At 54.2% G+C, this 16,898-nt stretch carries 33 protein-coding genes; all 33 read left to right on the forward strand.

The genetic code is table 11. From position 1 onward, the window contains the following. Nucleotides 1–10: 10 nt before the first annotated feature. Complete coding sequence (rpl4p, locus tag ACZ47M_RS01510; RefSeq protein ID WP_315339465.1) at nt 11–778, forward strand: 50S ribosomal protein L4; 768 nt, start codon at nt 11–13, stop codon at nt 776–778. A gap of 6 nt (nt 779–784) precedes the next feature. Beyond that, nucleotides 785–1,045 carry a 50S ribosomal protein L23 gene (locus ACZ47M_RS01515; protein WP_315339467.1) on the forward strand — a complete coding sequence of 87 codons (261 nt, stop codon included), beginning with the start codon at nt 785–787 and terminating at the stop codon, nt 1,043–1,045. A 13-nt stretch (nt 1,046–1,058) separates the two neighbouring features. Continuing rightward, nucleotides 1,059–1,778, forward strand: coding sequence for a 50S ribosomal protein L2 (locus tag ACZ47M_RS01520; RefSeq protein WP_315339469.1), 720 nt, complete (start codon nt 1,059–1,061; stop codon nt 1,776–1,778). Nucleotides 1,779–1,780: 2 nt separating this feature from the next. Further along, nucleotides 1,781–2,179 (forward strand): 30S ribosomal protein S19, encoded by a 399-nt coding sequence (locus ACZ47M_RS01525; RefSeq protein ID WP_010479087.1) that lies wholly within the window; start codon nt 1,781–1,783, stop codon nt 2,177–2,179. A gap of 10 nt (nt 2,180–2,189) precedes the next feature. Next, nucleotides 2,190–2,660 carry a 50S ribosomal protein L22 gene (rplV, locus tag ACZ47M_RS01530; protein ID WP_315339472.1) on the forward strand — a complete coding sequence of 157 codons (471 nt, stop codon included), beginning with the start codon at nt 2,190–2,192 and terminating at the stop codon, nt 2,658–2,660. A 5-nt stretch (nt 2,661–2,665) separates the two neighbouring features. Further along, nucleotides 2,666–3,295: a 30S ribosomal protein S3 gene (locus ACZ47M_RS01535; protein WP_315339474.1), complete on the forward strand. Its 630-nt coding sequence runs from the start codon at nt 2,666–2,668 to the stop codon at nt 3,293–3,295. Further along, on the forward strand, nt 3,282–3,482 hold the full coding sequence (gene rpmC, locus ACZ47M_RS01540; protein WP_010479080.1) for a 50S ribosomal protein L29: 201 nt from the start codon (nt 3,282–3,284) through the stop codon (nt 3,480–3,482). The genes ACZ47M_RS01535 and rpmC overlap by 14 nt, the downstream gene beginning before the upstream one ends. Nucleotides 3,483–3,518: 36 nt before the next feature. Beyond that, the gene (gene yciH, locus ACZ47M_RS01545; RefSeq protein ID WP_315340841.1) at nt 3,519–3,785 is read left to right on the forward strand and encodes a stress response translation initiation inhibitor YciH; all 267 of its coding nucleotides are present in this window, start codon (nt 3,519–3,521) and stop codon (nt 3,783–3,785) included. Continuing rightward, the gene (locus ACZ47M_RS01550) at nt 3,671–4,048 is read left to right on the forward strand and encodes a ribonuclease P protein component 1 (RefSeq protein ID WP_315339475.1); all 378 of its coding nucleotides are present in this window, start codon (nt 3,671–3,673) and stop codon (nt 4,046–4,048) included. The genes yciH and ACZ47M_RS01550 overlap by 115 nt, the downstream gene beginning before the upstream one ends. Beyond that, a complete protein-coding gene (locus ACZ47M_RS01555; protein ID WP_315339476.1) occupies nt 4,045–4,389 on the forward strand; it encodes a 30S ribosomal protein S17 in 345 nt (114 codons plus the stop codon). Before ACZ47M_RS01550 ends, ACZ47M_RS01555 begins: the two co-directional genes overlap by 4 nt. Nucleotides 4,390–4,392: 3 nt before the next feature. Then, nucleotides 4,393–4,818: a 50S ribosomal protein L14 gene (locus ACZ47M_RS01560; RefSeq protein ID WP_315339478.1), complete on the forward strand. Its 426-nt coding sequence runs from the start codon at nt 4,393–4,395 to the stop codon at nt 4,816–4,818. Between the two features lie 10 nt (nt 4,819–4,828). Beyond that, complete coding sequence (gene rplX, locus ACZ47M_RS01565; protein WP_315339479.1) at nt 4,829–5,194, forward strand: 50S ribosomal protein L24; 366 nt, start codon at nt 4,829–4,831, stop codon at nt 5,192–5,194. Beyond that, a complete protein-coding gene (locus tag ACZ47M_RS01570) occupies nt 5,194–5,925 on the forward strand; it encodes a 30S ribosomal protein S4e (protein ID WP_315339481.1) in 732 nt (243 codons plus the stop codon). Before rplX ends, ACZ47M_RS01570 begins: the two co-directional genes overlap by 1 nt. An 11-nt stretch (nt 5,926–5,936) precedes the next feature. Next, nucleotides 5,937–6,488 carry a 50S ribosomal protein L5 gene (locus tag ACZ47M_RS01575; RefSeq protein ID WP_315339483.1) on the forward strand — a complete coding sequence of 184 codons (552 nt, stop codon included), beginning with the start codon at nt 5,937–5,939 and terminating at the stop codon, nt 6,486–6,488. A gap of 1 nt (nt 6,489) precedes the next feature. Beyond that, nucleotides 6,490–6,660: a 30S ribosomal protein S14 gene (locus ACZ47M_RS01580; protein WP_315339484.1), complete on the forward strand. Its 171-nt coding sequence runs from the start codon at nt 6,490–6,492 to the stop codon at nt 6,658–6,660. An 11-nt stretch (nt 6,661–6,671) separates the two neighbouring features. Next, complete coding sequence (locus tag ACZ47M_RS01585; protein ID WP_315339485.1) at nt 6,672–7,064, forward strand: 30S ribosomal protein S8; 393 nt, start codon at nt 6,672–6,674, stop codon at nt 7,062–7,064. Between the two features lie 115 nt (nt 7,065–7,179). Then, nucleotides 7,180–7,734, forward strand: coding sequence for a 50S ribosomal protein L6 (locus tag ACZ47M_RS01590; protein WP_315339486.1), 555 nt, complete (start codon nt 7,180–7,182; stop codon nt 7,732–7,734). 15 nt (nt 7,735–7,749) lie between these two features. Beyond that, nucleotides 7,750–8,133 (forward strand): 50S ribosomal protein L32e, encoded by a 384-nt coding sequence (locus tag ACZ47M_RS01595; RefSeq protein WP_315339487.1) that lies wholly within the window; start codon nt 7,750–7,752, stop codon nt 8,131–8,133. 5 nt (nt 8,134–8,138) lie between these two features. Then, nucleotides 8,139–8,585, forward strand: a complete 447-nt coding sequence (locus ACZ47M_RS01600) for a 50S ribosomal protein L19e (RefSeq protein WP_315339489.1) — start codon at nt 8,139–8,141, stop codon at nt 8,583–8,585. 10 nt (nt 8,586–8,595) lie between these two features. Beyond that, the gene (locus tag ACZ47M_RS01605; protein ID WP_315339490.1) at nt 8,596–9,201 is read left to right on the forward strand and encodes a 50S ribosomal protein L18; all 606 of its coding nucleotides are present in this window, start codon (nt 8,596–8,598) and stop codon (nt 9,199–9,201) included. Continuing rightward, the gene (gene rpsE / locus ACZ47M_RS01610) at nt 9,198–9,905 is read left to right on the forward strand and encodes a 30S ribosomal protein S5 (protein WP_315339491.1); all 708 of its coding nucleotides are present in this window, start codon (nt 9,198–9,200) and stop codon (nt 9,903–9,905) included. Before ACZ47M_RS01605 ends, rpsE begins: the two co-directional genes overlap by 4 nt. 11 nt (nt 9,906–9,916) lie before the next feature. After that, the gene (locus tag ACZ47M_RS01615; RefSeq protein WP_315339492.1) at nt 9,917–10,384 is read left to right on the forward strand and encodes a 50S ribosomal protein L30; all 468 of its coding nucleotides are present in this window, start codon (nt 9,917–9,919) and stop codon (nt 10,382–10,384) included. 11 nt (nt 10,385–10,395) lie between these two features. Beyond that, complete coding sequence (locus ACZ47M_RS01620) at nt 10,396–10,842, forward strand: uL15m family ribosomal protein (protein ID WP_315339493.1); 447 nt, start codon at nt 10,396–10,398, stop codon at nt 10,840–10,842. Nucleotides 10,843–10,888: 46 nt separating this feature from the next. Next, nucleotides 10,889–12,268 (forward strand): preprotein translocase subunit SecY, encoded by a 1,380-nt coding sequence (gene secY, locus ACZ47M_RS01625; RefSeq protein ID WP_315339494.1) that lies wholly within the window; start codon nt 10,889–10,891, stop codon nt 12,266–12,268. A gap of 75 nt (nt 12,269–12,343) precedes the next feature. Next, nucleotides 12,344–12,934, forward strand: coding sequence for an adenylate kinase (locus ACZ47M_RS01630; protein WP_315340843.1), 591 nt, complete (start codon nt 12,344–12,346; stop codon nt 12,932–12,934). After that, nucleotides 12,927–13,448 (forward strand): EMC3/TMCO1 family protein, encoded by a 522-nt coding sequence (locus ACZ47M_RS01635; RefSeq protein WP_315339495.1) that lies wholly within the window; start codon nt 12,927–12,929, stop codon nt 13,446–13,448. The genes ACZ47M_RS01630 and ACZ47M_RS01635 overlap by 8 nt, the downstream gene beginning before the upstream one ends. A gap of 42 nt (nt 13,449–13,490) precedes the next feature. Beyond that, on the forward strand, nt 13,491–13,763 hold the full coding sequence (locus ACZ47M_RS01640) for a 50S ribosomal protein L34e (RefSeq protein ID WP_315339496.1): 273 nt from the start codon (nt 13,491–13,493) through the stop codon (nt 13,761–13,763). Nucleotides 13,764–13,773: 10 nt separating this feature from the next. Further along, nucleotides 13,774–14,358 (forward strand): (d)CMP kinase, encoded by a 585-nt coding sequence (gene cmk / locus ACZ47M_RS01645; RefSeq protein ID WP_315339497.1) that lies wholly within the window; start codon nt 13,774–13,776, stop codon nt 14,356–14,358. Next, nucleotides 14,359–14,610 carry a 50S ribosomal protein L14e gene (locus ACZ47M_RS01650; protein ID WP_010479037.1) on the forward strand — a complete coding sequence of 84 codons (252 nt, stop codon included), beginning with the start codon at nt 14,359–14,361 and terminating at the stop codon, nt 14,608–14,610. A 74-nt stretch (nt 14,611–14,684) separates the two neighbouring features. Beyond that, on the forward strand, nt 14,685–15,395 hold the full coding sequence (locus tag ACZ47M_RS01655) for an SDR family NAD(P)-dependent oxidoreductase (protein ID WP_315339498.1): 711 nt from the start codon (nt 14,685–14,687) through the stop codon (nt 15,393–15,395). A 44-nt stretch (nt 15,396–15,439) separates the two neighbouring features. Beyond that, nucleotides 15,440–15,661: a type II toxin-antitoxin system HicB family antitoxin gene (locus tag ACZ47M_RS01660; protein WP_315339499.1), complete on the forward strand. Its 222-nt coding sequence runs from the start codon at nt 15,440–15,442 to the stop codon at nt 15,659–15,661. After that, a complete protein-coding gene (locus ACZ47M_RS01665; RefSeq protein WP_315339500.1) occupies nt 15,633–15,860 on the forward strand; it encodes a type II toxin-antitoxin system HicA family toxin in 228 nt (75 codons plus the stop codon). Before ACZ47M_RS01660 ends, ACZ47M_RS01665 begins: the two co-directional genes overlap by 29 nt. A 20-nt stretch (nt 15,861–15,880) precedes the next feature. Then, nucleotides 15,881–16,885, forward strand: coding sequence for an RNA-guided pseudouridylation complex pseudouridine synthase subunit Cbf5 (locus tag ACZ47M_RS01670; protein WP_315339501.1), 1,005 nt, complete (start codon nt 15,881–15,883; stop codon nt 16,883–16,885). The last annotated feature ends 13 nt before the right edge of the window (nt 16,886–16,898 follow it).

The following is a 16,898-nucleotide window of genomic DNA, read 5'->3' on the forward strand; positions in this document are numbered from 1 at the left end:
GGTGAGATAAATGAAGGTTAAGGTTTTCAACCTCGAAGGCGAGGCCGTTGAGGAAATCGAGCTTCCCAAGGTCTTTGCCACGCCTTTCAGGCCCGACCTCATAAGGCGCGCAGTCATCGCTTCATGGACTCACAGGATACAGCCGCAGGGCAGGGACCCCCAGGCGGGTAAGAGAAGGGTTACCGAGAACATCGGAAAGGGCCACGACATGGCGAGGGTTGAGAGGATAAAGACTCCGCCGAGGTTTGCCGCATTCGTTCCCTTCGCGGTCGGAGGAAGAAGGACCCACCCGCCGAAGGTCGAGAAGATCATCTGGGAGGACATCAACAGGAAGGAGCGCAGGTTAGCTATAATGAGCGCCATCGCCGCAACGGCAAACCCAGACCTCGTTAAGGCCAGGGGTCACATCGTAGACAACGTTCCTGCCTTCCCGCTCGTTGTAGTTGACGACCTCGAGAAGGTCTTCAAAACGGCACAGACCAGGGAGATATTCAAGAAGCTCGGCGTCTGGGACGACATCGAGAGGGCAAAGGCGAACACCGGAATAAGGGCCGGAAAGGGCAAGATGCGTGGAAGGAGATACAAGAAGGCCAAGGGCCCGCTCATCGTCGTTGCAAAGAACGAGGGCATCGTCCAGGGGGCCAGGAACCACCCCGGAGTCGATGTCGTTACCGTTGACAACCTCGGTGTCGAGCTGCTCGCCCCGGGAACCCACCCGGGAAGGCTCACAATCTGGACGAAGGGTGCGATAGAGAGGCTTAGGGAGATCTACGGGTGATGGGAGATGGATCCGTACAAGGTTATCGTAAGGCCCGTCGTTACCGAAAAGGCCGTTTCACTCATTGAGAAGGAGAACAAGCTCACCTTCATAGTGGACAAGAGGGCAACCAAGCAGGACATCAAGAGGGCCGTGGAAGAGATGTTCCAGGTCAAGGTTGAGAAGGTCAACACCCTCATAACCATGAAAGGCGAGAAGAAGGCCTACGTGAAGCTCAAGCCCGAGTACAACGCAAGTGAGGTTGCCGCAAGAATGGGATTGTTCTGACGGGGTGAGTGAGATGGGAAAGAGTTTGATCCAGCAGAGGAGAGGTAAGGGAACCACAACCTTTAGGGCCCCCTCCCACAGGTACAGGGGCGCTGTTAAGTACATTCCACTCAACATCACGAGGGAGAAGACCATTAGGGGAGTCGTTGAGGAAATCCTCCATGACCCTGGAAGAACGGCCCCAGTTGCCCGCGTTAAGTTGGAGGATGGGACTAAGAAGCTTATCATTGCCCCCGAGGGAGTTCTCGTTGGACAGGAGATTTACATCGGTCCCGAGGCTCCAATAGATACGGGCAACACCCTTCCCCTCGCAAACATACCTGAGGGAACGTACGTATACAACATCGAGGGCACCCCTGGAGACGGGGGGAAGTACGTCCGCGCCGGGGGAACCTACGCCCTCGTCGTGAGCAGGGAGAAGGACAAAGTCATAGTCCAGCTCCCGAGCGGTGAGCTCAAGCAGTTCAAGCCAGAGTGCAGGGCAACGATAGGCATTGTCGCCGGCGGTGGTAGGCTTGAGAAGCCCATCGTCAAGGCTGGTAAGGCCTACTACATAGCCAAGGCTAAGAACAGGTTCTGGCCGAAGCCGAGGGGTGTCAAGATGAACGCGGTCAACCACCCGCACGGTGGTAAGGAGCACCACATCGGTAGTCCGAGCACAGTGTCGAGGAGGGCCGCTCCAGGTCAGAAGGTTGGTCACATAGCCGCGAGAAGAACTGGTAGGAGGAAGTGAAGATGGCGAGAAAGGAATTTAGATATAGGGGTTATACGCTCGATGAGTTGCTCAACATGCCCCTTGAGGAGTTCGCCAAGCTCCTCCCCTCCAGGCAGAGGAGGAGCCTTAAGAGGGGCCTTCCACCTGAGCAGAAGAAGCTCCTCAGGAAGATAAGGCTTGCCAAGAAGGGCAAGTACAACAAGCCGATAAGGACACACAGCAGGGACATGGTTATACTCCCTGAGATGGTCGGCATAACCATCCACGTCCACAACGGGAAGGAGTTCGTCCCGGTTGAGATAAAGGAGGAGATGATAGGTCACTACCTCGGGGAGTTTGCCATGACGAGAAAGGTCGTCCACCACGGCGCACCGGGTGTCGGTGCAACGAGGTCATCGATGTTCGTGGCGGTTAAGTGAGGTGGTATAGATGAGCAGGGGCAGGTTTTCCTACTCATTCCAAAATTTTGACCCCGAGAGGATGGCTCGCGCCAGCGCAAGGGACCTTAGGATTTCACCCAAGTACAGCGTTGAACTGCTCAGGGAGATAAGGGGCATGATGCTTAACGACGCTCTCCGCTACCTCGACGACGTCATAGCAAAGAGGAGGCCCGTTCCACTGAGGAAGCACCACGACAGCCAGGGCCACAAGCCGGGCAAGGGCTTCGGTCCCGGTCGCTATCCAGTCAAAGTTGCCAGGGCAGTCAGGAAGATACTCCTCAACGCCAGGAACAACGCCGAGCAGAAGGGCCTCGACGTTGACAAGCTCAGGATAATCCATGCTGCAGCGCACCGCGGTCCAGTGCTTCACGGCTACCTCCCGAGGGCCTTTGGAAGGGCCACCCAGTTTAACGAGCAGACCACTCACATAGAGATAGTTGTCGAGGAGATTAGGGGGTGAAACTTTTGGCCGTTGAGAGGTACTTCATCAAGGAAGGAGTTAAGGAGATGCTTATCGACGAGTACCTTGAGAAGGAGCTCAGAAGAGCCGGCTATGGTGGAATCGACATCAAGAAGACCCCCCTCGGAACCAAGGTCATAATATTCGCCGCCGACCCCGGTTACGTTATTGGCAGGGGCGGAAGGAAGATAAGGGATCTGACCAGAGTACTTGAGAGGCAGTTTGGCCTCGAGAACCCCCAGATCGAGGTCGAGGAAATAAAGAACCCCTACCTCAACGCCAAGGTTCAGGCCGTTCGCCTGGCCCAGGCCCTTGAGAGGGGAATACACTTCAGGAGAGCCGCTTACTCTGCCATAAGTGCTATTATGAGGAACGGTGCAAGGGGCGTTGAGATAAGGCTCAGCGGAAAGCTCACCGGTGAAAGAGCTAAGAGCGTTAGGTTCTACCAGGGCTACCTGGCAAAGGTTGGAAATCCGGCCGAGACTCTCGTCAGCAAGGGCTACGCCCAGGCAGTGCTCAAGCTGGGTGTCATAGGGGTCAAGGTCTCGATCATGCCTCCCGATGCAAAGCTTCCGGACGAGATCGAGATCAAGGAGATAGTGGAGGAAGAGGTGAGCACCAATGAAGCCCAGTGAGATTAGGGAGATGAGCGTCGAGGAGATTAATGAGAAGATCAGGCAGCTCCGCCTCGAGCTCGCCAAGGAGAGGGGTATGCTCACCATGGGGACTTCTCTGGAGAACCCCATGGTCATCCGCAACCTCAGGCGCGATATAGCGCGCCTGCTTACCATAAAAAAGGAGAAGCTCGGGGAGAAAAGGTGAGGTTCGGTGCCAAGGATTGTTAACCCTCTGGATGAGATGCTCTTTAAAGAAGTGCTGAAGGAACAGCAGAGGATTCGGGTCTACGTTGAGAAAGCCCGCTATGGAAAGCTCAAGACCATAATCGAGGGCATAGACGAGAAGGAATTCGACCTTGAGGACATAGCAAAAAATCTGAAGGCGAAGCTGGCATGCGGCGGAACAGTAAAGAACGGAAGAATCGAGCTTCAGGGAGACCACAGAGAAAGGGTCAAGAAATTGCTGGTAGAACTTGGATTTTCAGAGGGGCTCATAGAGGTCGAGTAACGGCAAAAAACATACTCTGGCACGAGCTCATAGGGCTGAAAGCAAAGGTTATAAGGGCATCTCATCCAGAGCTGGTTGGCATCGAGGGCTACGTCCTTGATGAGACTCGTAACACTCTCACCATCCTGGGTGATAGGGTCTGGACCGTTCCGAAGGACGTTGCCGAGTTCGAGTTTGAAACGGCCGCCGGCAAGATTCGGGTGAATGGTATTAACCTGGTTGGGAGACCTGAGATGAGGTTGAAAAAGAGGTGGCGAAAATGAGAGAGATAGGATTGAACGTTCAGCCTCCCGCTGAAAAGTGCGACGATCCCAAGTGCCCCTGGCACGGGCACCTCAAGATACACGGTAGATATTTCGAAGGGGTAGTGGTCAGCGACAAGGGTAAGAAGACGGTAGTGGTCGAGAGACAGCACTACAGGTACCTCAAGAAGTACGAGAGGTACGAGCTCAGGAGGAGCAAGGTTCACGCCCACAACCCGGAGTGCATAAACGCCAAGATGGGCGACCGTGTCCTCATAGCTGAGACCAGGCCTATAAGCAAGACCAAGAGCTTTGTCGTCGTTGCAGTCGTCCAGAGGGCTGAAAGGGCTGAGGGGGTGTGAAGTATGGCCAAGAAGGGTGCAGGTGCAACGAGGGGTATAAGTCCGGTCAGGCCCACTCGGGCCCTCCCGGTTGGTGCTTACCTCAATGTAGCTGACAACAGCGGCGCCAAGGTCATCCAGATCATCGGTGTAGTTGGCTACAAGGGCACCAGGAGAAGGCTCGCCTCAGCAGGCGTTGGTGACATGGTTATAGCAGCAGTCAAGAAGGGAAGACCGGACATGAGGCACCAGGTGGTTAGAGCTGTCGTCGTAAGGCAGAGGAAGGAATACAGAAGGCTTGACGGCATGCGCGTCAAGTTCGAGGACAACGCGGCAGCTTTAGTCACGCCCGAGGGCGTTCCGAGGGGAACCGAGATCAGGGGTGCGATAGCTAGGGAGGCCGCCGAGAGGTGGATCAGGCTCGGTAGCATAGCGAGCATAGTGCTGTGAGGTGAGAGAAATGAGGCTCGACTCTAAACAGCCCAAAAAGCAGAGGAAGTTCCTTTACAACGCCCCCCTTCACCTTAGGCAGAAGATAATGAGCGCTCCCCTTAGCAGGGAGCTCAGGGAGAAGTACGGCGTGAGAAATCTCCCAATCAGGGAAGGGGACAAGGTTAGGGTAATGCGCGGTGACTTCAAGGGGAAGGAAGGCAAAGTTCTCGAGGTTGATCTCAGGAGCTACAGAATTCACGTTGAGGGCATTACTCAGACCAAGGCAAACGGTACCGAGGTCTTCTATCCGCTTCACCCATCCAACGTGATGATAATCGAACTCAACCTCGAGGACGAGGAGAGGAAAAAAATAATTGAGAGGAGGGCTGCCTGATGGCGAGAAAGGGTCCGAAGAGGCACCTTAAGAGGCTTGCCGCTCCAACCTCATGGTATCTCCACAGGAAGGAGTACAAATGGGCCGTTAGACCGATGCCGGGCCCGCACAGCATGGGCACTTCGATACCGCTGCTCTACATAGTCAGGGACTACCTCGGCTACGCGAAGACCGCACGTGAGGCCAGAAAGATACTCAACGAGGGCAAGGTTCTCGTCGATGGACGCGTTAGGAAGGACTACAAGTTCCCGGTTGGAATAATGGACGTAGTTTCCATTCCTGAAACCGGCGAACACTACAGGGTTCTTCCAAACAGGATTGGAAAGCTCATACTCCACCCGATAAGCGAGGAAGAGGCAAAGCTCAAGCCCTTCAGGATAACCAACAAGCGTATGGTCAAGGGTTCCAAGGTCCAGCTCAACCTCCACGACGGAAGCAACCACCTCGTTGGCTTTGCTGAGAAAGACTCCTTCAGGACATCCTACACCGTCGTCATGAAGGTCCCGGAGAGGGAGATCGTCGAAGTTATACCCTTCGAGGTCGGTGCCTACGTCTTCGTTACTCAGGGTAAGAACGTGGCAAGAAAGGGTAGAATCGTTGAGATCAGGCAGTTCCCGATGGGCTGGCCTGATGTAGTCACAATCGAGGACGAGAACGGGGAGAAGTTCGACACCCTGAAGGAATACGCCTTTGTCCTTGGTAAGGACAGGCCCGTTATTTCCCTTCCGTGAGGTGAGAAGAGATGGAGATAAACAGAGAAGCCATACTCGCTGACTGGGAAGCTCACCCCATGAGGAAGCCCAGGATAGCCAAGGTCACCATAAACATCGGTGTTGGCGAGAGCGGTGAGAGACTTACCAAAGCCGAGACAATGCTCGAGCGCTTGGTTGGCCAGAAGCCGATAAGGAGAAAGGCCAAGCAGACAAACAGGGACTTTGGAATCAGGCGTGGTGAGCCAATAGCCGTGAAAGTCACCCTCCGCGGCGAGAAAGCCAGGCAGATGCTCAACAGGCTCCTTGATGCCGTCGACAGAAAGCTCAGCGTGAGCAACTTTGACGAGCACGGCAACTTCTGCTTTGGAATTCACGAGCACATCAACATCCCCGGCGTTGAGTACGACCCGGAGATAGGTATCTTCGGTATGGACGTATGCGTCACCCTCGAGAGGCCGGGCTTTAGGGTAGCGAGGAGAAAGAGGCAGAGGGGGAAGATACCGACCAGGCACAAGTTGACCAAAGAGGAGGGAATCCTCTTCGCTATGGAAGAGTTGAAGGCCAAGGTGGAGGGATTGTGAGATGGCGAAAGCTGATTACAACAAGAGGAAGCCGAGGAAGTTTGGGAAGGGAGCGAGAAGGTGCGTGCGCTGCGGCCAGTACGGTCCGATAGTCAGGGTGCAGGGCCTCATGCTCTGCAGGCACTGCTTCCGCGAGATCGCTCCAAAGCTCGGCTTTAAGAAGTATGAGTGAGGTGAGATGCGATGACTCTGCTCGACCCGCTTGCAAACGCTCTTTCCCACATGACCAACAGTGAGAGGGTTGGAAAGAAGGAGGTCTACATAAAGCCCGCCTCAAAGCTAATCGGCGAAGTCCTCAGGGTTATGCAGAAGAACGGTTACATCGGCGAGTTTGAGTTCATTGACGATGGTAGGGCCGGCATTTACAGGGTTCAGCTGGGGGGCAAGATAAACAGGGCCGGAGCAATAAAACCCCGCTTCCCGGTTAAGGCCATGGAATACGAGAAATGGGAGAAGAGGTTCCTTCCGGCGTTCGAGTTCGGTATCCTCATAGTCTCGACGTCTCAGGGCGTTATGACGCACAAGGAGGCCATCGAGAAAGGGATCGGCGGAAGGCTGATAGCCTACGTCTACTGAGCAGCCTGAGAACGGCTGACGAAAAGGAGTTGGAGGATATGAAGCAGAAAAATGTGTTGACGATCCCGCTGGCAGGATCTGCGCCAGCGCTTTGCGGAGCGAAGAGGTGGTGAGAATGCCGATGGACGCTTGGATTCGTGAGGAAATTGAGATACCGGAGGGCGTCGAGGTTGCCGTTGAGGGTAACACCGTCAAGGTCAAAGGACCAAAGGGCGAGCTTGAGAGGGAGCTCAAGTACCCCGGCGTCCAGATATTCACCGAGAACGGGAAAGTTGTGGTTTACAAGGAGTTCCCGAGGAAGAAGGACGTGGCTATAGCGAGAACCTTCAGGGCCCACATAGCCAATATGATTAAGGGCGTGACCGAGGGCTTCACCTACAAGCTCAAGGTAGTTTACAGCCACTTCCCGATAACGGTCAAGGTTCAGGGGGATGAGGTCATCATAGAGAACTTCCTCGGTGAGAAGAGCCCGAGGAGGGCAAAGATACTCCCGGGCGTTACCGTCAAGGTTCGCGGTCAGGAGGTCATCGTCGAGGGCATTGACAGGGAGGCAACTGGTCAGACTGCCGCAAACATCGAGCAGGCCACAAGGATAACCAAGTGGGATAGAAGAGTGTTCCAGGATGGTATTTACATAGTTGAAAAGGCGGGCAAGCCGATTAAGTTCTGAAGTGAGGTGTGAGGGATGAACGAGAAGGCGAGACTCCTGAGGATAAGGGCCAGGCTCAAGAGGAAAAAACCGAGGTTCCTCCGCCAGGAGTGGTGGAGGTATCCGAAGTTCAAGAACGACCCCAAGTGGAGAAAGCCCCAGGGAATAGACAGCAAGATGAGGCTCAAGAAGAAGGGCAAGCCGCTCTCACCCAGCATCGGCTGGAGCTCACCGAAAGCAGTTCGCGGTCTCCACCCGAGCGGTTACGAGGAAGTCCTCGTTCACAATGTCAAAGAGCTCGAAGCCATAGATCCAATCAGGCAGGCCGCCAGGATTGCGGGAACCGTCGGGGCCAAGAAGAGGGAGATAATCATTGCAAGGGCCAGGGAGCTCGGTATTAAGGTTCTCAACGTGAGGTGATAATCATGCTCAGGACCCAGAGAAGGATCGCAGCCGAGCTGTTGAAGTGTGGAGAGAACAGGGTATGGATAGACCCCGAGAGGATTGATGACGTTGCCACCGCGATAACCCGTGGGGACATTAAGAGGATGATTCACGACGGGGTCATAAAGAAGAAGCCGGTCAGGGGCCAGAGCAGGGCCAGGGCGAGGGCCTATCAGGAAGCCAGGAGAAAGGGCAGGCACCGCGGCCCGGGAAGCAGGAAGGGCAAGAAGACCGCCAGGATTGGCAAGAAGGAGCGCTGGATGATGATCATAAGGGCCTTGAGGAAGGAGCTGAGAAAGCTCAAAGCGGAAGGAAAACTGGATGCCCACACCTACAGGAGGCTGTACATCAGAGTCAAGGGCGGCCAGTTCAGGAACAAGAGGCAGCTCTACATGTTCATGCAGGAGCACGGTATCCTGAAAGGGTGAGGTGAGAGAAATGGCACACGGACCGAGGTATAAGGTTCCGTTCAGGAGGAGGAGAGAGGGTAAGACCAACTATCACAAGAGGCTTGCCCTCCTAAAGTCCGGCAAGCCCAGGCTTGTCGTGAGGAAGACACTCAACCACCACATAGCGCAGATAGTTGTCTACGACCCCAAGGGGGACAGGACACTCGTTTCCGCCCACACCAGGGAGCTCGTGAGGGACTTCGGCTGGAAGGGCCACGGCGGAAACACTCCGTCAGCTTACCTTCTCGGTCTTCTAATAGGTTACAAAGCGAAGCAGGCGGGCATTGAGGAGGCAATCCTCGACATAGGCCTTCACCCTCCGACCAGGGGAAGCTCAATCTTCGCCGTCCTCAAGGGTGCCGTTGATGCCGGGCTTAACATTCCCCACAGCGAGGAGATCTATCCGGAGGACTACAGGATAAACGGTGAGCACGTGGCAAACTACGCCAAGGCCCTTAAGGAGGAAGACGAGGCCCTCTACAGGAAGCAGTTTAGTGGCTATCTCATTAAGGGCCTCGAGCCCGAGAAGCTCCCGGAGCACTTTGAAGAGGTTAAGGCTAGGATAATCGAGAAGTTTGGGGAGGCGAGAGAATGAGCGACCCGAGAGAGATGGCCCAGCGCGTCCTTGAGGAGTGGGAGCCGAGGACAAAGCTGGGTAAGCTCGTTAAAGAGGGACAGATAACTGACATTCACGAGATATTCAGGAAGGGTTATCAGATAAAAGAGCCGCAGATAGTCGACGTCCTCCTTCCGGAGGTCAACCTCAGGGAGAACCAGGAGATCCTCGACATAGCCCTCACCGTTAGAATGACCGACAGCGGAAGGCGCATCAGGTTCCGCGTTCTTGCTGCCGTTGGCAACAGGGACGGCTACGTCGGCCTCGGAATCGGCCACGGAAGGGAAGTTGGAATAGCCATCAGGAAGGCCCTCGACTATGCAAAGATGAACATCATTGAGGTCAAACGTGGCTGTGGAAGCTGGGAGTGCAGGTGCAGAAGGCCACACTCCATACCCTTTGCAGTTGAGGGGAAAGAAGGTAGCGTCAAGGTCAGGCTCATGCCCGGTCCACGTGGTCTCGGACTGGTCATCGGTGACGTTGGCAAGAAGATCCTCACTCTGGCTGGTGTTCAGGACATCTGGTCCCAGACACTGGGTGAGACGAGGACGACAGTCAACTTCGCCAGGGCCGTCTTCAACGCACTCTACAACACCAACCGCGTTGCCATTAAGCCAGGGGACGTCGAGCGCTACGGCATAGTTGTGGGTAAAGAGATGTCAGCGAACTTCCAGGTTGAGTGAGGTGGGAGAACATGACAAAGCTCGCACTCATCAGGCTTAGGAGCGGGATCAGGGCGAAGGGTGAAGTGAGGGACACCCTGGCTATGCTCCGCCTCCACCGGGTTAACCACCTTGTCATAATTGATGACACGCCGAGCTACAGTGGTATGATTCAGAAGGTCAAGGACTACATAACCTGGGGCGAGATCAACAAGGAGACCCTCGCGGAGCTCATCAGGAAGCGCGGCAGGCTCATCGGCAACAGGCCTGTCACGGATGAGTACGTCAAGGAGAAGCTCGGAATAACCATCGACGAGTTCGCGGAGAAGATAATAAACGGCGAGATGAAGCTCACTGACCTTCCGAACATAAAGCCCGTCTTCAGGCTCCACCCCCCGAGGGGAGGACTTAGGGACAGCAAGAAGCGCAGCTTTAAGGAAGGTGGTGCCCTGGGCTACCGCGGTGAGAAGATAAACGAGCTCATTGAGAGAATGCTCTGAGGTGGCGAGAGATGATAAGGAGGAGGAAGAAGGTTAGAAAGCTTCGCGGGAGTCACACTCACGGATGGGGTTGCAAGAAGAAGCACCGCGGCGGTGGAAGCAAAGGCGGTCGCGGTATGGCCGGAACAGGAAAGAGGAAGGACCAGAAGTTCACCTGGACCATCAAGTACGCCCCCGACCACCTCGGCAAGCGCGGCTTCCACAGGCCCAAAGAGGTTCAGTACACTCCGCAGACCATAAACCTCAGCGACATTGACGAAAACTTTGAACTCTTCAGGGACATGGGCGTCATCTACGAGGAGGACGGGAAGCTCGTCTTTGATGCAACCGCCCTCGGTGTTGACAAGGTCATGGGTACAGGGAAGCTAACCAGGGCACTGGTCGTCAAAGCCTACTATGTCACTCCAAAGGCCGAGGAGAAGATCAAAGCGGCCGGTGGCGAGGTTATCCTCGCCTGATCCTACCTTCTTTAACTTTCATCACAGTTGCCGCGGGTGTTGAAAAATGGGCGTCCGAGAAGTAATATACGCCATCGAAAAATGGTTCCCCGAGGTTGAAAGGCCCAAGAGAAGGGTTCCGCTGAGGGAGAAGTTCACCTGGACCGGCACCGCCCTGTTGCTGTACTTCATACTGGCTGAAATACCGCTGTATGGTCTCCCGCCTCACTTCCAGGACTATCTTGCTTCCCTCAGATTCGTGTTAGCTGGTAAGAACGGTACGCTTTTGACCCTCGGTATAGGTCCAATCGTCACCGCTGGAATCATACTCCAGCTTCTTGTTGGTTCCGAGATCCTCAGGCTTGATCTCTCAAATCCTGAGGATAGGAGGTTTTATCAGGCCCTTCAGAGGTTGTTCTCGGTATTCATGGCCTTCTTCGAGGCCTCGATATACGTCCTCGCTGGTGCGTTCGGTAAGATCGGGGTAGATATTACTCTCGCAGTGGGCATACTAATTATCATCCAGCTCGGACTTGGCTCGACGGTACTGATACTGCTCGACGAGCTCGTGAGCAAGTGGGGAATAGGGAGCGGTATCAGCCTGTTCATTGCCGCCGGAGTCTCTCAGGAGGTTATGGTAAAATCCCTCAACCCATTACCCCTACCCGGGAACCCGGATGAACTCAGCGGTGCTATTCCAGCCTTCATAAAGCACCTCGTTAACGGGGATCTCAGCGGGGCAGTGTACAGACCGAACCTCCCGGACATGACTAACCTGCTGGCAACTATCGTGGTGTTCCTGATAGTCGTTTACCTGGAGAGCATGCGCGTTGAGATACCCCTCAGCTATGGAAGGGTAACAGTCCGCGGAAGGTATCCGATAAGGTTCATGTACGTCAGTAACATACCCATTATCCTCACGATGGCGCTCTATTCGAACATCCAGCTCTGGGCCAGGCTACTCAACAACTACGGCTACACCTGGCTCGGGACGTTCCAGGGCACCACTCCGGTATCGGGTCTCGTTAAATATACTGTGCCACCCTATGATGTGTTCCAGCTCGTACACAACCCGCTTTATGCTTTGATATACGCAATCCAGACGATATTCTGGTCGGTGCTCTTTGGATTCCTGTGGGTTGAGCTTACTGGCCTTGACGCCAGGAGCATAGCCAAACAGCTTCAGAACGCCGGACTTCAGATACCTGGATTCAGGAGGGATCCGAGGATACTGGAGAGGGTGCTCGGCAGGTACATCCCCTACGTCACCTTCTGGGGTTCGCTTACCCTTGCAATAGTGGCAGTGCTGGCAAGTTTCCTCGGTGCACTCGGTACCGGAACGGGAATACTCCTTACCGTTGGCATACTCTACAGGTTCTATGAGGAGATAGCCAGAGAGCAGGCTACAGAAATGTTCCCGGCCCTTAGAAGGTTCTTTGCCGAGTGAACTTTTTCTTTTTCCGGCTAAATCTTTTAAACCTGTGCGTCTATTTTTACCGGATTGGGGAAAAAGGTGGTAGGGATGCCCTTCGTTGTCATGATAACCGGGATTCCTGGGGTTGGGAAGAGCACAATAACCCGGCTGGCGCTCCAAAAGTCCCGGATTAAGTTCCGGCTGGTGAATTTCGGTGATTTGATGTTCGAGGAGGCTAAGAAACTGGGGTTAGTGGAGCACCGGGACGAGATGAGGAAACTTGATCCCCAAATCCAGAAGGAACTTCAGCTTAAGGCGGCCCAAAGAACCGTGGAAATTGCCAGGGAGGAACCGGTTCTTCTCGACACGCATGCCACAATAAAAACTCCCATGGGCTATCTTTTAGGGTTTCCAAAAGAGGTCATCGAGACGATAAGGCCAAATTTTATCGTCATCATCGAGGCAACCCCGAGTGAGATCCTTGGCAGGAGGCTGAGGGACTTGAAGAGAGACCGGGACGTTGAAACCGAGGAACAGATAGAAAGGCACCAGGACCTCAACAGAGCAGCCGCTGTGGCCTACGCCATGCACTCCGATGCCCTTATAAAGATAATCGAAAACCACGAGGACAAGGGTCTTGAAGAGGCAGTAAATGAGCTGGTGGAAGTGCTGAACTTGGCGGTGAGGGAATATGATTGAGGGAATATACGAGTTCCTTGACGATCTTTTCGGGGGCTACATAGTTCAGCATCCCCTGCTTGCTATAACCTTTGCCGGATTCGTGATCGGAGGTTTGTATACTCTGATCTACTACTTCTTCATGGACGTCGAGAAGATGCGGAAGATCCAGGAGCTTTCAAAGCAGCTTCAAAAAGAAATGATGGAGGCCCAGAAAAGTGGGGATGAAAAGAAGCTAAAAAAAGTACAGCAGAAGCAGCTGGAGCTCATGAGAATGCAGAGCGACTTGATGAGGCAGCAGATGATTCCTATGCTTTTGACCCTGCCCATATTTTGGGTGTTTTTCGCTTGGCTGAGGAGGTGGTACGTAGAAGTCGCGATAGCTAAAGCGCCATTTAACTTCTTCCTCTTTGATTGGTTCCACGGCTGGTACCACTCTGCCCTTGGGCCAGACGAGCTCGGCTACTTTGGATGGTATGTGCTTTCGAGCTATGTAATCGGCATGGTGCTGAGGAAATTCCTCGATATGGGTTAAATTTAAAAATGCCCCGCTGAAAGGAGTTGCGAGGTGAGAGGAATGAAGACTGTGTACAGGTCAAGGTCATGGAGGAGGAAGTACGTCAGAACTCCCGGGGGAAGAACCGTTATCCACTTTGAGAGGGAGAAACCTAAGATAGCTCACTGCGCCATGTGCGGAAGGCCGCTCAACGGCGTCCCGCGCGGAAGGGCTAGCGAACTCAGGAAGCTCCCGAAGACCGCAAAGAGGCCGGAAAGGCCCTACCCGAACCTCTGCCCGAGCTGCATGAGGAAGGTTATGAAGGCTCAGATAAGGGCCAGCATAGCTCTCTGAAGGTGTTCCCATGCCGAAGGGCTGCCTCGTAATAACCGTTGGTGGCCTCGCTGGTTCGGGAACCACAACCCTGTGCCAGAACCTTGCCAGGCACTACGGGTTCAAGCACATCTATGCCGGGCTAATCTTCCGTCAGATGGCCAGAGAAATGGGCATGACTCTCGAAGAGTTTCAAAAATACGCGGAGCTTCACCCCGAGATCGATAGGGAAGTTGACAAGAAACAGGTCGAGGCAGCCAAGGAGTGTAACGTGGTTATTGAGGGTCGTCTGGCGGGATGGATGGTTAAAAACGCAGACCTCAAAATCTGGCTCGATGCTCCTATAATGGAGAGGGCCAGAAGGGTTGCCAAACGGGAAGGCATCTCCGTTGAGGAGGCCTTTGTCCAGATAGCCGAGAGGGAGAAACAGAACAGGAAAAGGTATTTAAACCTCTACGGTATCGACATCGAGGACAAATCCATCTACGATTTGATAATCAACACTGCCCATTGGGGTCCAGATGGGGTCTTCGCGATCGTGAAGGCCGCCATCGACCACCTTTCCTCCGTCGGTGACGCGGAGGGGGAGAAGAAAAAAGAAAAGGAGGTGGGATGAATGCCAGCTATAGAGGTTGGAAGGATTGCCGTCGTTATTGCCGGAAGGAGGGCCGGTCAGAAGGTAGTCGTTGCCGACATAATCGACAGGAACTTCGTCCTCGTTACTGGCGCAGGACTGAACAAGGTCAAGCGCAGGAGGATGAACGTCAGGCACCTCGAGCCCCTTCCGGAGAAGGTGAACATCGCCAGGGGCGCCTCCGACGAGGAGATAAAGGCCGCCCTTGAGCGGGCTGGAATAAGCCTTGAGTGATACAGCGGCCTTTGGCCGCTTCTTCACTTCTCAACGCTTTTAAATCCTTGCTTTCAGGTTTTTGTGGTGGTTTCATGGAGACCGCACTTGTGACGGGTGCAACCGGTGGAATTGGGAGACTCCTCGTTGAGAGGCTCCTTGAGCGGGGCTATAGGGTTGTGGGTGTGGCCAGAGATGAGGGGAAGCTCCGTAAACTCCGGGATGAGCTGCTGTCCTTTGAATACATAATCGCCGATCTAAGTAAGGAGGATTTTTCAGATAAAGTCTTAGAGGCGCTCGAGAGGCTTGGTGTCGAAAGGGTTGACCTTCTGGTAAACAACGCGGGTTTCGCCGTCAGGAAACCCCTTCTTGAGCACTCGAGAGAGGAGTTGGAGAACCTCTTCCGGGTGAACGCCTTTGCACCAATTGAGCTCACGAAGGCTCTCACTCCGATGCTTCCGAAGGGCTCGACTGTAGTGTTCGTGATCAGCGGAGTTACCTTTATCAACGTCCCTGAACTGCCATCCTACTGCGCCGCCAAGGCCGCGCTCCACTACCTTACCATAAACCTTGAGAGGGAGCTGGAGGCGAGGGGAATTCACGTCATGAGGGTATACCCAAAGCAGGTTAAGACGGATTTCTGGAATGGCAGGGTCCCGAAGGGCTCAGTGGAACCTCAAAAAGTTGTCGATGCCATACTGAGGGGGCTTGATAGGGGCAAAAGGGAGGTCTTTGTGCCAGGCTATCTGAAGCTCGTTAAATACCTACCCAACTGGCCGGTCTTCACGTATCGGTTTAGGTATTAGGTGGATTTATAAGGGCGTTCTCAGAAAATCCAGCGGGTGAGGGCATGAACTTCCACGCGGTCATATGGGAGGAAGAGGGTGTTTATGTGATAAGAGAAGTCTTCACCGGAGTTACAACTCAAGGGGAGACCATAGAGGAGGCTATAGAGAACTTGAGGGGGGCCCTGGAACTTTATCTGGAAGAATTTCCAGAGCTAAAGGACGAACTGAAGAACATAACCTTTGTGGGCGATATCAATGTCCAGATTGCCAAGGCTCTCGGGTGAAGATGTTGTTAAGGTGCTCGTTTCAAAGTTTGTATTTGAGGTCTCCCGTCAAAGGGGAAGCCATGTAATTTTGATTAAACACGTCAATGGACGAAAGGTTGGTGCTGTGGTCCCATTGCACCGTGAACTCAAGCCTGATACCTTAGTAGGTGTCCTCAGGCTGGCGGAGGTTGAGAAAACGAATTCATTAAAGCTTTAGGGGATCCGTAGGTGGTGCCCATGGCGAGGGACGAAGTCAGGAGGATTTTGCCGGCTGATATAAAGCGAGAAGTTCTTATCAAGGACGAAAAGGCTGAAACCAATCCGAAATGGGGCTTTCCGCCGGAAAAGAGGCCGCTCGAGATGCACATGCAGTTTGGCGTAATAAACCTCGACAAGCCACCCGGGCCGACGAGCCACGAAGTCGTTGCATGGATTAAAAAGCTCCTCAACCTCAGCAAGGCTGGCCACGGAGGAACTTTAGACCCGAAAGTCAGCGGGGTTCTACCTGTCGCGATTGGCAGGGCAACCAGAGTTGTCCAGGCCCTCCTTCCTGCTGGAAAGGAGTACGTTGCTCTAATGCATCTTCACGGAGATGTCTCAGAGGATAAAATCTTGACCATCATGAAGGAGTTTGAGGGCGAGATAATCCAGAGGCCACCCCTCAGGAGCGCGGTCAAAAGGAGGCTTAGGACGAGGAAGGTCTACTACATCGAGGTTCTTGAGATAGACGGCAGGGACGTTCTCTTCCGCGCTGGCGTTGAGGCTGGAACATACATCCGCTCGCTCATCCACCACATTGGCCTTGCCCTTGGAGTTGGAGCTCACATGGCCGAGTTGCGTCGCACCAGAAGCGGCCCCTTTAAGGAGGATGAAACCCTCGTGACGCTCCACGACCTCGTTGACTACTACCACTTCTGGAAAGAAGACGGCATCGAGGAGTACCTCAGGAGGGCGATACAGCCGATGGAGAAGGCAGTTGAACACCTTCCCAAGGTGTGGATAAGGGACTCAGCTGTCTCAGCCGTCACCCACGGGGCCGATTTAGCCGTTCCGGGTATAGTAAAGCTCAACGAGGGCATCAAGAAGGGTGATCTTGTCGCCATAATGACCCTCAAGGACGAGCTGGTGGCAATCGGTAAGGCCACGATGACGAGCGGTGAGATGCTCCAGGGGAGCAAGGGCATAGCCGTTGACGTTGACAAGGTCTTCATGCCGAGGGAGTGGTATCCGAAGATGTGGTAGAAACTTTGCCGGG

The sequence above is a fragment of the Thermococcus waiotapuensis genome (genome assembly GCF_055384795.1).

Coding starts and splice junctions, on each gene's coding strand:
- ACZ47M_RS01520 (WP_315339469.1), top strand. CDS start 1,059: ATGGGAAAGAGTTTGATCCAGCAGAGGAGAGGTAAGGGAACCACAACC.
- cmk (WP_315339497.1), top strand. CDS start 13,774: ATGCCGAAGGGCTGCCTCGTAATAACCGTTGGTGGCCTCGCTGGTTCG.
- ACZ47M_RS01635 (WP_315339495.1), top strand. CDS start 12,927: ATGATTGAGGGAATATACGAGTTCCTTGACGATCTTTTCGGGGGCTAC.
- ACZ47M_RS01670 (WP_315339501.1), top strand. CDS start 15,881: ATGGCGAGGGACGAAGTCAGGAGGATTTTGCCGGCTGATATAAAGCGA.
- ACZ47M_RS01655 (WP_315339498.1), top strand. CDS start 14,685: ATGGAGACCGCACTTGTGACGGGTGCAACCGGTGGAATTGGGAGACTC.
- rplX (WP_315339479.1), top strand. CDS start 4,829: ATGAGGCTCGACTCTAAACAGCCCAAAAAGCAGAGGAAGTTCCTTTAC.
- rplV (WP_315339472.1), top strand. CDS start 2,190: ATGAGCAGGGGCAGGTTTTCCTACTCATTCCAAAATTTTGACCCCGAG.
- ACZ47M_RS01525 (WP_010479087.1), top strand. CDS start 1,781: ATGGCGAGAAAGGAATTTAGATATAGGGGTTATACGCTCGATGAGTTG.
- ACZ47M_RS01665 (WP_315339500.1), top strand. CDS start 15,633: ATGTCCAGATTGCCAAGGCTCTCGGGTGAAGATGTTGTTAAGGTGCTC.
- secY (WP_315339494.1), top strand. CDS start 10,889: ATGGGCGTCCGAGAAGTAATATACGCCATCGAAAAATGGTTCCCCGAG.
- ACZ47M_RS01590 (WP_315339486.1), top strand. CDS start 7,180: ATGCCGATGGACGCTTGGATTCGTGAGGAAATTGAGATACCGGAGGGC.
- ACZ47M_RS01515 (WP_315339467.1), top strand. CDS start 785: ATGGATCCGTACAAGGTTATCGTAAGGCCCGTCGTTACCGAAAAGGCC.
- rpmC (WP_010479080.1), top strand. CDS start 3,282: ATGAAGCCCAGTGAGATTAGGGAGATGAGCGTCGAGGAGATTAATGAG.
- ACZ47M_RS01555 (WP_315339476.1), top strand. CDS start 4,045: ATGAGAGAGATAGGATTGAACGTTCAGCCTCCCGCTGAAAAGTGCGAC.
- ACZ47M_RS01605 (WP_315339490.1), top strand. CDS start 8,596: ATGGCACACGGACCGAGGTATAAGGTTCCGTTCAGGAGGAGGAGAGAG.
- ACZ47M_RS01600 (WP_315339489.1), top strand. CDS start 8,139: ATGCTCAGGACCCAGAGAAGGATCGCAGCCGAGCTGTTGAAGTGTGGA.
- ACZ47M_RS01615 (WP_315339492.1), top strand. CDS start 9,917: ATGACAAAGCTCGCACTCATCAGGCTTAGGAGCGGGATCAGGGCGAAG.
- ACZ47M_RS01595 (WP_315339487.1), top strand. CDS start 7,750: ATGAACGAGAAGGCGAGACTCCTGAGGATAAGGGCCAGGCTCAAGAGG.
- ACZ47M_RS01560 (WP_315339478.1), top strand. CDS start 4,393: ATGGCCAAGAAGGGTGCAGGTGCAACGAGGGGTATAAGTCCGGTCAGG.
- ACZ47M_RS01550 (WP_315339475.1), top strand. CDS start 3,671: ATGCGGCGGAACAGTAAAGAACGGAAGAATCGAGCTTCAGGGAGACCA.
- ACZ47M_RS01570 (WP_315339481.1), top strand. CDS start 5,194: ATGGCGAGAAAGGGTCCGAAGAGGCACCTTAAGAGGCTTGCCGCTCCA.
- ACZ47M_RS01620 (WP_315339493.1), top strand. CDS start 10,396: ATGATAAGGAGGAGGAAGAAGGTTAGAAAGCTTCGCGGGAGTCACACT.
- ACZ47M_RS01640 (WP_315339496.1), top strand. CDS start 13,491: ATGAAGACTGTGTACAGGTCAAGGTCATGGAGGAGGAAGTACGTCAGA.
- ACZ47M_RS01585 (WP_315339485.1), top strand. CDS start 6,672: ATGACTCTGCTCGACCCGCTTGCAAACGCTCTTTCCCACATGACCAAC.
- yciH (WP_315340841.1), top strand. CDS start 3,519: ATGCTCTTTAAAGAAGTGCTGAAGGAACAGCAGAGGATTCGGGTCTAC.
- ACZ47M_RS01650 (WP_010479037.1), top strand. CDS start 14,359: ATGCCAGCTATAGAGGTTGGAAGGATTGCCGTCGTTATTGCCGGAAGG.
- ACZ47M_RS01575 (WP_315339483.1), top strand. CDS start 5,937: ATGGAGATAAACAGAGAAGCCATACTCGCTGACTGGGAAGCTCACCCC.
- ACZ47M_RS01580 (WP_315339484.1), top strand. CDS start 6,490: ATGGCGAAAGCTGATTACAACAAGAGGAAGCCGAGGAAGTTTGGGAAG.
- rpsE (WP_315339491.1), top strand. CDS start 9,198: ATGAGCGACCCGAGAGAGATGGCCCAGCGCGTCCTTGAGGAGTGGGAG.
- ACZ47M_RS01660 (WP_315339499.1), top strand. CDS start 15,440: ATGAACTTCCACGCGGTCATATGGGAGGAAGAGGGTGTTTATGTGATA.
- ACZ47M_RS01630 (WP_315340843.1), top strand. CDS start 12,344: ATGCCCTTCGTTGTCATGATAACCGGGATTCCTGGGGTTGGGAAGAGC.
- rpl4p (WP_315339465.1), top strand. CDS start 11: ATGAAGGTTAAGGTTTTCAACCTCGAAGGCGAGGCCGTTGAGGAAATC.